Raw genomic sequence first — 14,538 nt, forward strand, 5'->3', positions numbered from 1 at the left:
TAAAAAGAGCGCTATTTAGCGCTCTTTTTTTGTTGCCATTTAAGTGAGTTGTTAGTGTCTCGACTATTACAAATAGTGTCGTTTGAACTCTCAATACCACCGAGTTTGGCAAGTCTGTCGTACAGCACAACATTACAGGTTGCGGCTAGATTCATACAGCCTATGGTTGGCACATACACTACTTCATCACACCATTTCAGCACGTCTTTGCTAACCGAGCCATCTTCAGGGCCAAATACATAAAATGCGTTTTCAGGGTGCTTAAATTCAGGCAGTGGCGTTGCACCTTCAACAAGCTCAATCACCACCGTTGTGGCACCTTCAGGCTTTGCTTGCTCTAGGCTTTCAACTTGCGTTAGGGGAATATGCTCAAGCACATTTTTGGTATCGGTGTGATACTTATTTGCGCGTAAATAGCGGCTACCAGTAAAAAACACCTGCTTAGCGTTGTAACAACCCGCGGCACGTAATACCCCACCCACATTAGTTGGGCTTTTTGGGTTTAACAGGCCAATGCTTGCTTTAAGGGCGCTCATTAATCAATGTCTCTGGTTGGCCACTCGGCCACGTATAGATCAAAGTCATCAAGGTCTACGTCGCAGTCTTTCACTGTTTTGTCACGCACAGAAATACCCAGCTCATGCATCATGTCTTTACTGCCACCGTTCAGTAACGGGTGCCAAGACGCAAGGCCACGGCCTTCGTAAAGGCGGCGGTAGCTACAGCTTTGCGGCATAAAAAAGATATCTTTGAGGTTTTCTTTAGTGAGCTTTACACATGAAGGCACCAAGGTTTGGCGGTTCGCATATTCGCTACACCCACAGGTGTCGTTGTCTAGGTATTGGCAAACGATATTAGTGAAAATGAGCTCTTCACCCTCGCGAAGTTGATCCGTTGCGGTAAATTCATCTTCGTCTTCACTGTCGATAAATGTGTTTAAACAACATTTACCACAGCCGTCACAAATAGCTTCCCATTCGGGTTGTGACATTTGCTCAAGCGAGCGCTTAAGCCAAAATTGATCTTCTAACATGGTATTACTCAAAGCCCCTAAACAGCGCGCATTCTAGCGTAAAGCCAGCATGCGCGCAAAGTTTAGCGAGTTTGAGCTACTTTTGCTCGTTAACCCAACGCTTAATTTTCTCTTCAAGAATTGGCATAGGTAATGCGCCATCAATCAGAACTTGCGTATGGAAAGCTTTAATATCGAACTTATCGCCTAGCTCTTTGCTCGCGTAGTCACGTAGTTCTTGAATTTTGAACTGACCTAACTTGTACGACAGCGCTTGGCCCGGCCATGCAATATAACGCTCAACTTCGGCGATAATGTCGCTTTCGGCCATTGATGAGTTAGCCAACATGTAATCAATACCTTGTTGACGTGTCCAGCCTTTTGCGTGGAAACCAGTATCAAGCACTAAGCGCATTGCACGTAATTGCTCATCTGATAAACGGCCGTACCACATGTAAGGGTCGGTAAATAAGCCAAGCTCTTTACCTAAGCTTTCTGCATACAATGCCCAACCTTCTGCAAATACCGTGTAGCCACCAAATTTACGGAATAACGGTAAACCTTCAATTTCTTGTTGCAAGGCAATTTGAAAGTGGTGACCCGGCGCTGCTTCGTGAATAGACAAGGTTTCAAGCAAAAACTTAGGCTGTGCTTTTAGGTTAAAGGTATTAATATAGAAAATACCCGGACGTGAGCCATCTGGCGCTGGCGACTGATAAGATGCACCCGCAGCTGATTCTGCGCGAAAATCTTCAACTGCTTTTACAACGTACGGCGCTTTTGGCGCAATATCGAACATTTGCGGCAGCTTAGCATCAATCTTTTCTTTTACTGCTTCGTACGCGGCAATTAACTCTTCTGGCGTATCGTAGTAAAACTCATCTGAGGTTCTTAGGTGTTCAAAAAACGCTTTTAAATCGCCTTCAAAACCGACAGTCTCTTTGACTTTTTTCATCTCAGATAAAATACGCGATACTTCGCTTAAGCCAATGTCATGAATTTCATCGGCGTTTAAGCTCAGCGTTGTATGCTGCTTAATTTGATACTCATACCATGCTTTACCATTTGGCAGGTCGCTGTAACCAATGCTTTCACGGGCATTTGGAATGTATTCATTCGCTAAAAAGTCAGCCATTTTTTGATACGCAGGCACTAAACGCTTGTTGATCATTGCCGTGTACGCGCTTGTTAGCTGTGCTTTTTGCTCGTCGCTGAAAGACTCAGGTAACTGAGCAATTGCCCCCCAGAATAATGACTCTTCTGGTTTTTCTACAATATGAGTTTGAAATTGCGGTAACAGTTTTTCAGCAAGCGGTTTAGGAAGAACCACTTTGTCTTTCATGCCTTGGCGCATTGACTGCTCAACACTGTCTAACCAAGCGATGAAACCATCAGCACGTTTTTCAAATGCTTGATAATCTTCAACCGTGTTAAAAGGTTGTGCACTTTGCCCAGAGCCTAACGCAGCAAAAGTATTATGCGCCCCGCCCATTTGGTTAATTGGCATTAAGTAACTTGGAAACTGAGCGCCTTCAATCGCAAGGTCTAAATCGCGGGCTAGAATTTCGTAGCTCAATAATGACTGACCTGTTAATTGCGCTTTGTCGATATTTGCTAGTTTGTTTTTGTATTCTTTAACAAAGTTAAGCTGCTCGTCGCGGTTTGCTTTACTGATAGGTGCAATAAATTGGTCGTTATATTCGCTACGACCAATATAAGTACCACCAATTGGATTAAATTTTAAGCCTGCTTCAAAGTAGTCTGCTAGTAATGTATCAAGTTGCTCTGTGGCTGACGTTGCGCTTGGTGCTTGTTTGCTTACTTCTTGAGTTGGTTTTTCGTTGCTTGGCGTTGATTCATTACAACCAAGTAATGCAAACATCACCGCTGAACTAAGTAGTGCTAGTTTTACGTTTTTCATTCTTTCCCTGCCCTTATATTAAGTACGCGTAAATTATGAGGGTTTAGTTCCCTATTTAGCAAGTATCGCTGCAACTTATCGCAGTTTATTTACACTTTGCAAGCTGATTGCTAGAGTGGCGGCTCGACTTACCAATTTTGAATAAAAATGAAAAAGACAGCTCTTGCTATTAGCCTAGGCCTAGCCTGCCTAACCTCTTTAAATACCTACGCAACCACCTACTTATCGGCAAAAGCCATGGTAGATGTAAATTCAGGTAAACTGATTAAATCACCACTTATTAGTATAGATAACGGTCAAATCACAGCTGTACAAAGTAATAAACAGCCTAGCTTAAAAGACGGCGATAAGCATATTCAATTACTAGAACTGACTTTGGTGCCGGGTTTAATGGATATGCATGTGCATTTAACAAGCGATCCTACCGTGCCGCGCAGTGAGCGAATTGGTCAATCGATTCCGCGTAAAGCAATTAAAGCGGCGCACTTTGCCGAAAAAACACTGTATGCAGGTTTTACAACGCTGCGTAACTTAGGCGCAGAAGGCTACAGCGTGATTGCAGTTCGCGATGGCATTAACGCAGGCGATATTGTTGGCCCACGTATTTGGGCGGCAGGCCCATCTTTAGGTGTTACTGGCGGTCACTGCGATAACAACCGTTTACCACCAGAAATGAAATACACCGCCGAAGGGGTTGCTGATGGCCCATGGGCTGTGCGCGCTAAAGTGCGTGAAAACATTAAGTACGGTGCCAATGCCATTAAGTTTTGCGCTACAGGCGGGGTATTTTCTAAAGGCACAAAAGTGGGTATTCAACAATATAGCCAAGACGAAATGAATGCCATTGTTGACGAAGCTCATTTACGTGGCCTCACCGTTGCAGCCCATGCGCACGGTACCAGTGGTATTAAAGCAGCCATTGTTGCTGGTGTAGACAGTGTTGAGCACGTTAGTTTTGTCGATGACGAAGCTATTAAACTTGCGAAAAAACACGGCACTTGGTTCTCAATGGATATTTACAACACTGAGTACACCCTTGCCTTTGGTGAACAAAATGGGGTTGCAGAAGAAAACCTTAATAAAGAGCGCCAAGTATCTAAAAAGCAACGCGATAGCTTTAGCCGCGCAGTAAAAGCAGGCGTAAACATGGTATTTGGTACCGATGCAGCGATTTACCCGCATGGCGATAACGCAAAGCAGTTTTCGCGTATGGTTGAATTTGGTATGACACCACTGCAAGCATTGCAGTCTGCCACTATCAATAGCGCTAAACTACTTAAAGCTGATGATCAACTGGGGCAAATCAAAAGCGGTTTCTTAGCCGATATTATCGCCGTAAAAGGCAACCCGCTTGAAAACATTGCAGTACTTGAAGATGTACAATTTGTTATGAAAGACGGTAAAGTTTTTAAATAAGCTATTATGCTGGCTTTGCATTAGTGAAGTCAGCAACTCCTTTGTATCTATATCGTAAACAAAATTACCAACTATAAAACCAGTTGTTAGCAACTTGTATCTAAATAAAGAAATTACCCAAAACAGATAAATAAAACTTGAAATGAAAATAGCTCGCATTATCATTGCCGAAAAATTTCGACAATTTACCTATAATGACGACACATAAATACTCAATTTTAGCCCTAGCCTGCTTAAGCGCATTTAATGCAACCGCCAACGATTTAGACTCAGTTGAACGTATTACCGTTTACGACAAACAAAACCGTGTAGTACTTGAATCTGGCCTTGCCACTAAATCAAATATGACCCTAATGGAAACGCCGGCCCCGGTTGTCGTTGTTGATCAAGAGCTTATCAACTCGCAAGGCGCAACAAACTTACAAGACTTAGTACGTAACATCAGTGGTGTAACCCAAGCCGGTAACAACTATGGTATTGGCGATAACTTAGTGATCCGCGGTTTAGGTGCAAACTATACTTACGATGGCATGTACGGCGGTGCAGGCTTAGGTAACACCTTTAACCCAACCCGCTCAATGACCAACGTTGAATCTGTAGAAGTTCTTAAAGGCCCAGCAACGGGCTTATATGGTATGGGTAGCGCAGGTGGTGTTATCAACCTTATTGAAAAGAAACCACAATTCACTGAAAAACACACGGTAAATGCAGAACTTGGTCAATGGGATAGCTACTCATTAGGCTTTGATAGCACAGCAGCATTAACCGATGACCTTGCTTATCGCGTTAACGCAAAAACCGCTCGCAGCGATGGCTACCGCGACTTAAAAGACGACCGTGATGAAATTTATGGCGCGTTAAAATACGTATTAAGCGACAAACAAGATATCATGATTTCTGCCGCTTATATTAAAGATGCCATTGCCGTTGACTCAATTGGCCACCCTATTCGTATTTTTAACAGCGACTCAGTGAATGGCAAAACCGCAGGTGAAGTAACCGCCGCCGATTTAATTAACGACGCAACTGCACAAGGCCTGCAACTAACCGAACAGCAACGCAAGCAACTAGCTGACTCACTGGCAGCAAATGATGGCCTAACACCTTACACCTTTGGTCATAACGGTATCATCTCGCCAATGGCGAATGACAACGAAGGCGAAGAGCTGCGCTTTAAGTTAACCCATAACTACTTTATTACTGATAATTTATTTTTAAATCAGCAACTTCAATACCGTAATTACGAATCGAGCTTTGCCCGCCAAACGGGTGCTTATAACTATGTTTATTGGAACCGTAATGGCGTGATCAATGCCGACCCGCGCGCTCCTTTAGTGGTTGATGACGTACTTTACCCATTTGCAGCGCGTCGCCAAGAATACCGCCAAGTAGAGGCTGACGAAAAATCATGGCAATACTTTGCTGATCTGCGTTATGACTTTAGCTTTGCCGGAATCGATAACGAGCTACTTGTAAACGCCAACTACGAAGACCGCGATATTCGTTTTAAACAATACTCAATTTACGATGCCGACAAGGTCATTAAAAACAAAGATGGAGAGGTAATTTACCAAGGTCAATTACCTTACATTTTTGATATTCGTAACCCGAACTGGGGCGAAGGCAGCTTTTACGACTACGATCCGCTAAAAACCAGCGATTACAACAAAAAGGTTCAAGCTTGGGGTGTGGGTATTCAACATGTTGCCTATATTCACGACACTTTCACAACCCGTGTAGGTGTTGCGTTTAACCGTATTAAACAAAGCTACGAACACTTTGGTGTTGATGCGCGCTACCGTGCTAGTGCCGCCGAGCCAACGCCAGAAGCAGATACATCAGACAGCGGTATGACCTACAACCTAGGTGCAACCTACAAACTTAGCGATGATATCTCGTTCTTTGTAAACCACTCTAAAGGCCGTACTGCCTACAGCGTACTTGGTAGTGTATCGGGTAACGAAGCAGACCGCGATGACGCCGAGTCAGTCAGTAACGACATTGGTATGCGTGTAAAAGCCTTTGACGATCAACTACTGGCATCACTTGTGGTATTTGATAGTGCCCGTACCAACCTTGAGTATGCCAACCCAGATTACGAAGCCGGTGTATCTGATGCTTCAGTACCAAAAAGCTTTTACGATGGTGAAGAGCAAACCAAAGGTGTTGAGCTTGATTTAAATGCCGATTTAAACGAGCAGTGGAAACTTAACGTAAACGCGGTGTATCAAGACGCCCGCGATAAGAAAAACCCTAACTCATCATCTTTCGATACTCGTCAAAAAGGTGTGCCTTACATAACAGCAAGCAGCTGGTTAAGCTATGACGCTAAATGGTTTGATTTAGCCGAGCCACTTACAATCAGCGCAGGCGTGCAATATGTTGATGACCGCAGCACAAACTCAACCTCGTTTGGTATTCCTGATGGCTACGTACCAAGCTACACGGTTTACGACGCCGCAATTCAATATCAAACAGATGATTGGAAACTACAGTTAAACTTAAATAACTTGTTTAACAAAACCTATTACTCAAAAGCAATGTTCTTAGGCGGTATGCCAGGAGAAGAGCGTAATGCTAAATTAAGCTTTAGCTACACACTTTAATTGTAAAATAAGAGCAAAAAGCGCGGCTTAGTTAGGCCGCGTTTTTTTGTTTTGTTTAGTGAGAGCGAGTTTGAGTAGTAGCTTGTTATTGCCCCAGGGAGCTTGAGACCGACTACAGCAGTTTGTTATATGCCAACCACATTAACCTCAAAAAGTTTTACGTTTTCAGATAGTTGTTTTGGCTTCCAAGCTGGCGCATTTACTACAATATTTTGAACACCAAGCTTATTGAGGCTTTCCTTGGGATAATACCAACCTCCAAAATTCTGTTGTTCTAAGTCAGCGTACTTATGATCTTGACCATAAGTTGTAATTCTTTGATTAACACCTATTTTTTTAAAGAAGGTTTGTTCTCGAATGGCTGCTTGTGCTAAATAGTTATTAAATTGCTCTTTTGCTTTTTCTCTTGCCGAATCTGACAGCGCATCTAATTCAGACATATCAAATTCCATACTACTGGCACCACCATGGAAGCCGATTACAGCATCACCTTCGACATATTTAATACGCCCTGCAGTAAAAACGTAGTTGGCGCAAGAAGAAAGGCAGTATGAGGTAACTTCGACATTTAAATTTTTATCAAAAATGAAATTACCTAAATCTAAGCCTAAATTTATTTCGCCACCTTTACTTTTAATGGATATTTTATCCACTACTTTGTTATTTTCTACATAAAGTTTAAATAGAGCATCATTGCTTTCTTTGCTCAAACTGCTCTCATAGTAAATAGTGTCACCTTCCAGCCAGACTGTTTGCTGTTCATTTCCGTAAGACGGAATGCTTATGAGTAAAGTGAGATATATATAATTAGAAATGTGTCGTTTGAGTTTCAAATGTGCCTCCTTGGCATATAACAATTTTATTGTGCGCGCGTCGCGCATCTTTCTGCCGATGTAATGCTCATATATTAGCAAATTTATTTTTAACAAATAACGTAATGTATTGCCAACTATAATTTTTTATTGACGCTAAAGAGGTTCAGTAAAAAGAAAGTTCGATCGTCGCTCATTTTCATGAATATATGCATGAAATACACACTTTGAAAGTCAATTAACTACTACTATTTTAAGTCAAACTCAATATCTAGTTATCATTCAAAACAGGCTTTTAGAGTATTTGCGTTAACTCATAATGGGGCAATAACGAGTTACGGCTCTCGATTTTCTAGCATATGAAAAACTGCCAGATTCTATTGAGTCACTCAAACAAACCTGACAGCGTTAACTGACTCAGCTTAGAGCGTCATCACGATTCGGCCTGTGATATCGCCTTTTAGCATGTCGTCGAAAATATCGTTGATATCTTCTAGTCGTTTTTCTTCAATAATGGCTTTAACTTTCCCTTTTGCTGCAAAGTCGAGGCATTCTTGTAAGTCTTTACGCGTGCCAACTATAGAGCCTACAACAGACACACCATTTAACACGGTATCGAAAATTGGCAATGGCATATCTTCGGGTGGTAAACCTACAAGCACACATTTACCGCCACGGCGTACGCTTTTATAAGCTTGCTCAAAACCGGGTTTTGAAACAGCAGTACACACAACACCATGTGCGCCGCCTACTTGTTCAAAAATGGTTTCTGAAGGTACTTGCTTCATAAAGTCTATGGTGATGTCTGCGCCAAGCTCTTTGGCTAGGGCCAATTTGCTCTCGCCGGTATCAACGGCAATTACATTAAAGCCCATTGCTTTTGCGTATTGCACCGCCAAGTGACCAAGGCCGCCAACACCAACAATTGCCACCCAGTCACCCGCTTTGGCATCAGTCACTTTAAGCGCTTTATAGGTAGTAACCCCCGCACAAAATAGTGGTGCGGCTTCTGAAAAACCTAATCCTTCAGGAATTTTCACCACGTAATCGCCATGGGCAACACAGTATTCCGCATAACCACCATCGACTGAATATCCTGTGTTGTGCTGCTCAAGGCATAAAGTTTCTTTACCTTCTAAACAAAACTCACAATGACCACAGGCGCTATACAACCAAGGAACACCGACACGGTCGCCTACTGATAAGTGTTTAATGTTTGCGCCTACTTTTTCGATAGTACCTACCCCTTCATGGCCAGGTACTAATGGCATTTTAGGTTTGACTGGCCAATCTCCATGACAAGCATGTAAATCTGTGTGACACACGCCACATGCGGCAATTTTAACTAGCACATCGTTAATTCCCACCTCTGGGCATGGGATATCTTCGATAGTTAATTTACCTTTGTACTCTTTATTTACTGCAGCTTTCATAACCTTCCTCCATGGTATTATTGGATTTCAGCCTATACGATAAACTTATTAACTGTCACTATTATTGATCCACATCAAAGAGCCTTTCACTGCGGCATTTAATTAAACTATTATTTAAAATCAATAATTTAAATTTAAAATGTGGCGTATCTACACTTTAGTAGTAGCAGATTGCATAGTGGCTATTTCTTTTAGTTATACCCCGAGCGTGCTAGCATTTAATTTCTGAAATTTTTGAATACTAAAAATTATGAGCCTATCTGAAAAAAACTTAGCTTTTGTTATGCACTGCGGTGAAATGGGTAGCCGTTGGGGCTTTAACCGCACCATTGGTCAAATGTGTGGATTATTAACCATTACTAAAGAGCCAATGACCGCCAATGAAATTGCCGATACTTTAAGTATCTCACGCGGAAACGTCAGCATGGGCATTAAAGAGCTACAGTCTTGGCGCTTAATTAAAGTGCATCATATTCCCGGTGACCGTAAAGAATACTACGGCCCTGCTGGCAGCATTTGGGATATGGCCAACCGCGTATTCGAAGAGCGTAAAAAGCGCGAGATAGACCCAACCCTTAGCCTTCTTCGCGATAACATTTTAGAAGAAGCCCACACTGATGATGAGCGCTTTGCTCAGCAACAAATGCAAGAAATTCACGACCTGCTCGAAACCGTTACTAAGTGGTCAGCAGAGCTACAACGCTTAAGCCCTGAACAGCTCCAAAGCCTAATGAAACTAGGCTCTGGCATTGGCAAGGTACTTGATTTTAAAGACAAGATTTTGAAAAAGCCGGGGAAAGGGGAATAAGTTAACGAGTTTAACCTTGTAGGCGTGAAACTTGTTTCGCGCGTTGTCTTGTAGGTCGTGCTTTAGCGCGTTTTGAATGGATAATCATAACTATACTTGCCTTTGCTATACTAATAACTAAGCGTTTATTTACATTCTGACTAAAAAGGATCTTAGGCTATGTATAAACAGACAGAAATAAATTACTCGTTAATTATTATTTTATTAGTAATTAGTGCCTTTATAATTTTCTCGCCTGAACTGGCTGGCCTCAAAATAATTATATTATCGATAAATCTGCTTGTTACTTTGTTGTTCTTTTCGCTCACAATAGTCATCGATGAGCAAACGCTTCGTTGGTATTTTGGGTTTGGGATTATTAGCAAGGATGTTGAATTATCTCAGATTGCAGAAACCTCAGCTTACAAAACAAAGTGGTATCAAGGGATTGGCATTCGTATGCTAAACGATGGCTGGTTATATAATGCGTCAGTTGGACAAGCCGTTAAAATAACTTTAACTGACGGAAAAAACATATACCTCGGCTGTAAAGACGTTGATGCACTGCAAAAAGCACTCAAAGTAAAGGTTTAAAAATTGTATCGAGGGAAAGTTACAAGGGGAAAGTTAGCAAGTATAGTTTAATAAATTTGTATTTTTCCTCTTAAGCGCAGCGCCTCTTGGCCTCTTTGTGAGTAATTCACTTAGAGATCTTTTGCAGTAGTAATATTTAACATAAAAAGCGCGAGATAAACTCGCGCTTTCTGCAAATCCCCTAGCACCTAGTTACCTAGGCTCTAGTATCTAATCACTTAATCGCTGGGTAACCGATGCGATCTGATAAGTAACCAACACTGGTTGCAAAGTAATACGAGCGATTCCAGTGCATAAGTGCTTTGTAGTTATCGTAGGCTAGATACATACGGCCGTTTACGTCATCTGGCATTACCATTGCGGCTGTAACATCAACGTTTGGTAAGTCGCTACCATCCATTTTACGAACACCGATTGCTTGCCAATCAGCAAGGCTGCGTTCTGAATCTTTCCAATACTCTAACCATTGGCTGCGTGTTCTAGTGCCACGCTTAAGAATATTTGAGTTATCAAAGCCTTCAGGTAGTTTAACTTGGCGACCCCAAGTTAAATCATCGTTCCAACCTGCTTGCTTAAGGTAGTTAGCAATTGACGCAAAGGCGTCTTCTTCTGTGGTCCAAATGTCTTTGCGGCCATCACCGTTGTAATCAACAGCGTAAGCGTTAAATGAGGTTGGCATAAACTGCGTTTGCCCCATTGCACCAGCCCATGAGCCTTTGAACTTATCTAGGGTAATGTGACCCTCTTTTAAGATATCAAGTGCTGCCCAAAGTTGGTTTTTGTACATGGTTTCGCGGCGACCATCAAAAGCAAGTGTAACTAATGATGCAATGACACTGTGACCACCTTGGATTTTACCAAAGTTACTTTCAAGGCCCCAAAGTGCCACAATAAAACGTGCTTGAACGCCGTATTCTTTAGCGACTTTTTCAAGAACGTCTTGGTTTTCTTTGTATAACTTACGCGCGCGGTCAATTTTCCATTGCGGCACACGTTTTGGTAAATAAGTTTCGAGGGTTTCTTTTACTTCTGGCTGATTTTTATCAGCTGAGATCACTTTCTTTTTGAATTTAGCTGTTGCAAGTGCTTGATCAACTAAGGCTTCATCATAGCCTTTTTCAAGTGCTTCTTTTTTTAATGCTGCAACGTAAACGTCAAAATCAGCTTGTGTCTTTTGTTCTGCCAATACTGAAGTACTTAGTGAAGCACTGAGTAAAATGACGGCAAGTTTTTTAATCACTCTCAACTCCCTTGTCTTTTTTAAATTGGGTTAACAGATTTTCTTCCGGCGGAGGTAATTGCAAGTAGAACCCTTGGTCAATTAACGCTTGCTTAACCGCGTCTAAGTCTGCCACACCTAACTTTTCGCGGCTTGCTAGATTAATCATCATCACGTACTTAGGTTGACCAAACGTTTCTAGTAATGGTTCAGGTACGCGTGAGAAATCATCTCTTTTTTCTACAAAAAGGTATGTATCCGCTTTTTTAATACTTTTATACACCGCAGTTAGCATTATGGCCCTATAATATCTTGCTTAACGAAGGCGCACACTATAACATGAGTGATATAATAAGTTAGAAAAAATAGATTAGATTTTTACTGTATATGCCTTGTTCAGCCTGTGTTTATACTTAAATAATGCTAATCCAGACAATTCAATTGAGCGTGTATGTCGGAACAAATTTTTGAATTAAAAGGGAACCTTTTTACGTTATCTGTTTTACATTTATTTTCAGCAGATACAGCCCTTTTAAGTAAGCAGTTAGATGAGAAAATCGCCCAAGCACCTAAGTTTTTTGCCGGTGCGCCTATCGTAATCAACTTAAGCGACGTACAAGATGAAGCGCTTGATTTCTCTTTCTTAAAATCAATGTTAAGCGGCCTTTCGTTAAACCCTGTTGGGGTTTGTAATGGCTCTCAAGAGCAAAATGAAAGCGCAAAAGCTGCAGGCCTGTCGGTGTTAAATTATTCACAAGACGTTAAGGGTGCAACCGCTAAACAACAAACGAATACATCTATCGTTGAAAAAACCGTTCACCTGCCTGCGCAAGTTATTCATGGCACTGTACGTTCGGGCCAGCAAGTGTATGCAAAAGATCGCGACCTAATCGTAATTGGTGCTGTAAGTCATGGCGCCGAAGTGATTAGCGACGGTAACGTGCACATTTATGGCACCCTTCGCGGCCGTGCAATTGCAGGGGCTAAAGGTTACAACGAAGCAAATATATTTTGCCAAAAATTAGAAGCAGAACTTGTTTCGATTAATGGTAGTTATTGGATCAGCGACTCTCTACAAGGTGAACACTGGGGCAGCGCAGTACAAATCCAACAAAAAAATGATTCATTAGAAATTTCAGCTTTGGTTAAAGGATAAATCTCATGGCAAAAGTGATTGTCGTTACTTCTGGTAAAGGTGGTGTTGGTAAAACCACATCGAGTGCTGCGATTGGCACAGGTTTAGCGCTTAAAGGCTTTAAAACCGTTATTATCGACTTTGATATTGGTCTACGTAATCTTGACCTTATCATGGGTTGTGAACGCCGTGTTGTTTATGATTTCGTAAACGTAATCAATGGCGAAGCAAACCTAAATCAAGCACTTATTAAGGATAAGCGCGTTGATAAGCTACATATTTTACCTGCCTCACAAACCCGTGATAAAGACGCCCTAACCCGTGACGGTGTTGAGCGCGTACTAAACGAGCTGAAAAAAGATTTTGATTACATTGTGTGTGATTCACCAGCGGGTATCGAAGCTGGTGCAATGATGGCAATGTACTTCGCTGATGAAGCGATTGTAACAACGAACCCAGAAGTATCATCAGTACGTGACTCTGACCGTATTCTTGGCATTTTACACAGCAAATCAAAACGTGCTGAAGAAGGCCTTGAAAGCGTAAAAGAACATCTACTATTAACTCGCTATAATCCTGAGCGTGTTGAAAAAGGCGAAATGCTTTCGGTAGAAGACGTACAAGAAATCTTAGCGATTAAACTACTGGGCGTTATTCCTGAATCACAAGCTGTACTTAGTGCATCGAACTCTGGTCAACCGGTAATCCTTGATGGTGAATCGGATGCAGGCCAAGCATACACAGATGCAATCAATCGTTTATTAGGCGAAACTGTTGATTTTCGTTTCTTAGACGTAGAGAAAAAAGGCTTATTTAAACGGATTTTTGGAGGTTAATGTGTCTTTACTTGACTACTTCCGCTCAGAAAAGAAAAGCAGTGCGTCATTAGCAAAAGAGCGATTGCAGATCATTGTCGCGCACGAACGTTCACAGCGTGGTACACCAGATTACTTACCACAGCTAAAACAAGATATCCTTGATGTTATTCGTAAATACGTGAATGTAAACACTGATGCAGTTCAGGTGCAGTTTGACCAAAACGAAGATGACTTAGCCGTACTTGAGCTAAACGTCACGTTGCCTGACGAAGAAAAGAAATAGTCAAAATTGGGCGCTTAGTTTTTTAACAGCGCCCTTTTTTATTTTTGCCACTGCATATGAAACTCATAGTCGTCTTCGCCTAGAGTTTTAAACCCTGCCCGTTGATATAGCCCATACGCTGGATTCGCTTTTAGCACCGTTAAATTGATCTCTGCTTTTTGTGCTTTGAGTGCATCTAACACCTTAGTGCCTAACCCTTTGCCCTGCTCTTTAGGTGTAATTTGTAGCTGTAATAAACTGATTGCTTGCTCACTAACGATGAACTTGGCAGCGCCTACACATTGCCCATCATTTAGCACTAAATGACTGTGTTCAAAGTGCTCTGCCACTCTTGCTTGATGCTGCTCAAGTGATAAAAATAATCCCTGATTTTCTAAATGCTCAACCATGGTATTTAATCTTAAGTCGAGTAAATAGGCTTTGTCTTGCTCTGTAGCTGCTACAAATTTAATCATTATTGTCTTTAAAAAGAAAAAGGTACTTTAATAAAAGTACCTTTTTA

At 41.7% G+C, this 14,538-nt stretch carries 15 protein-coding genes; 7 read left to right on the forward strand and 8 right to left on the reverse strand.

What is annotated here, in order from left to right; translation table 11 throughout:
* Nucleotides 1–11: 11 nt before the first annotated feature.
* The 3 genes from KQP93_RS20665 to KQP93_RS20675 all read right to left on the reverse strand — a co-directional run bounded on the left by KQP93_RS20665 (nt 12) and on the right by KQP93_RS20675 (nt 2,933).
* Nucleotides 12–536, reverse strand: coding sequence for an RNA methyltransferase (locus tag KQP93_RS20665; RefSeq protein ID WP_054552060.1), 525 nt, complete (start codon nt 534–536; stop codon nt 12–14).
* Complete coding sequence (locus tag KQP93_RS20670; RefSeq protein WP_054552059.1) at nt 536–1,033, reverse strand: YcgN family cysteine cluster protein; 498 nt, start codon at nt 1,031–1,033, stop codon at nt 536–538. Before KQP93_RS20670 ends, KQP93_RS20665 begins: the two co-directional genes overlap by 1 nt.
* Nucleotides 1,034–1,109: 76 nt before the next feature.
* A complete protein-coding gene (locus KQP93_RS20675; RefSeq protein WP_217877007.1) occupies nt 1,110–2,933 on the reverse strand; it encodes a DUF885 domain-containing protein in 1,824 nt (607 codons plus the stop codon).
* Nucleotides 2,934–3,080: 147 nt separating this feature from the next.
* Here KQP93_RS20675 and KQP93_RS20680 point away from each other — a divergent pair, with 147 nt between their 5' ends.
* Nucleotides 3,081–4,349 carry a Xaa-Pro dipeptidase gene (locus KQP93_RS20680; RefSeq protein WP_217877008.1) on the forward strand — a complete coding sequence of 423 codons (1,269 nt, stop codon included), beginning with the start codon at nt 3,081–3,083 and terminating at the stop codon, nt 4,347–4,349.
* Between the two features lie 194 nt (nt 4,350–4,543).
* Nucleotides 4,544–6,955: a TonB-dependent receptor gene (locus tag KQP93_RS20685; RefSeq protein ID WP_217877009.1), complete on the forward strand. Its 2,412-nt coding sequence runs from the start codon at nt 4,544–4,546 to the stop codon at nt 6,953–6,955.
* 125 nt (nt 6,956–7,080) lie between these two features.
* Here KQP93_RS20685 and KQP93_RS20690 read toward each other — a convergent pair whose 3' ends face one another.
* Nucleotides 7,081–7,788 carry a hypothetical protein gene (locus KQP93_RS20690; protein ID WP_217877010.1) on the reverse strand — a complete coding sequence of 236 codons (708 nt, stop codon included), beginning with the start codon at nt 7,786–7,788 and terminating at the stop codon, nt 7,081–7,083.
* A 401-nt stretch (nt 7,789–8,189) separates the two neighbouring features.
* Nucleotides 8,190–9,200, reverse strand: a complete 1,011-nt coding sequence (gene adhP, locus KQP93_RS20695; RefSeq protein WP_054552054.1) for an alcohol dehydrogenase AdhP — start codon at nt 9,198–9,200, stop codon at nt 8,190–8,192.
* 250 nt (nt 9,201–9,450) lie between these two features.
* Here adhP and KQP93_RS20700 point away from each other — a divergent pair, with 250 nt between their 5' ends.
* Complete coding sequence (locus KQP93_RS20700) at nt 9,451–10,008, forward strand: GbsR/MarR family transcriptional regulator (protein WP_055021667.1); 558 nt, start codon at nt 9,451–9,453, stop codon at nt 10,006–10,008.
* Between the two features lie 159 nt (nt 10,009–10,167).
* A complete protein-coding gene (locus tag KQP93_RS20705; protein ID WP_217877011.1) occupies nt 10,168–10,581 on the forward strand; it encodes a hypothetical protein in 414 nt (137 codons plus the stop codon).
* Nucleotides 10,582–10,795: 214 nt separating this feature from the next.
* Here the strand turns inward: KQP93_RS20705 and KQP93_RS20710 are convergent, their stop codons facing one another.
* Nucleotides 10,796–11,821, reverse strand: coding sequence for a lytic murein transglycosylase (locus KQP93_RS20710; protein ID WP_055021669.1), 1,026 nt, complete (start codon nt 11,819–11,821; stop codon nt 10,796–10,798).
* Nucleotides 11,814–12,095: a YcgL domain-containing protein gene (locus KQP93_RS20715; RefSeq protein WP_054552050.1), complete on the reverse strand. Its 282-nt coding sequence runs from the start codon at nt 12,093–12,095 to the stop codon at nt 11,814–11,816. The genes KQP93_RS20710 and KQP93_RS20715 overlap by 8 nt, the downstream gene beginning before the upstream one ends.
* A 156-nt stretch (nt 12,096–12,251) precedes the next feature.
* Here KQP93_RS20715 and minC point away from each other — a divergent pair, with 156 nt between their 5' ends.
* The 3 genes from minC to minE are packed head-to-tail and all read left to right on the forward strand — an operon-like array spanning nt 12,252 to nt 14,036.
* A complete protein-coding gene (gene minC / locus KQP93_RS20720) occupies nt 12,252–12,956 on the forward strand; it encodes a septum site-determining protein MinC (protein ID WP_054552049.1) in 705 nt (234 codons plus the stop codon).
* 5 nt (nt 12,957–12,961) lie between these two features.
* Nucleotides 12,962–13,771, forward strand: a complete 810-nt coding sequence (gene minD, locus KQP93_RS20725) for a septum site-determining protein MinD (protein WP_054552048.1) — start codon at nt 12,962–12,964, stop codon at nt 13,769–13,771.
* A gap of 1 nt (nt 13,772) precedes the next feature.
* Complete coding sequence (gene minE, locus KQP93_RS20730) at nt 13,773–14,036, forward strand: cell division topological specificity factor MinE (RefSeq protein WP_054552047.1); 264 nt, start codon at nt 13,773–13,775, stop codon at nt 14,034–14,036.
* A 38-nt stretch (nt 14,037–14,074) separates the two neighbouring features.
* Here minE and KQP93_RS20735 read toward each other — a convergent pair whose 3' ends face one another.
* Nucleotides 14,075–14,491, reverse strand: coding sequence for a GNAT family N-acetyltransferase (locus KQP93_RS20735; RefSeq protein WP_254907763.1), 417 nt, complete (start codon nt 14,489–14,491; stop codon nt 14,075–14,077).
* Nucleotides 14,492–14,538 lie beyond the last annotated feature (47 nt).

It is taken from the genome of Pseudoalteromonas shioyasakiensis (genome assembly GCF_019134595.1).
Classification (GTDB): Bacteria; Pseudomonadota; Gammaproteobacteria; order Enterobacterales; family Alteromonadaceae; genus Pseudoalteromonas; species Pseudoalteromonas shioyasakiensis_A.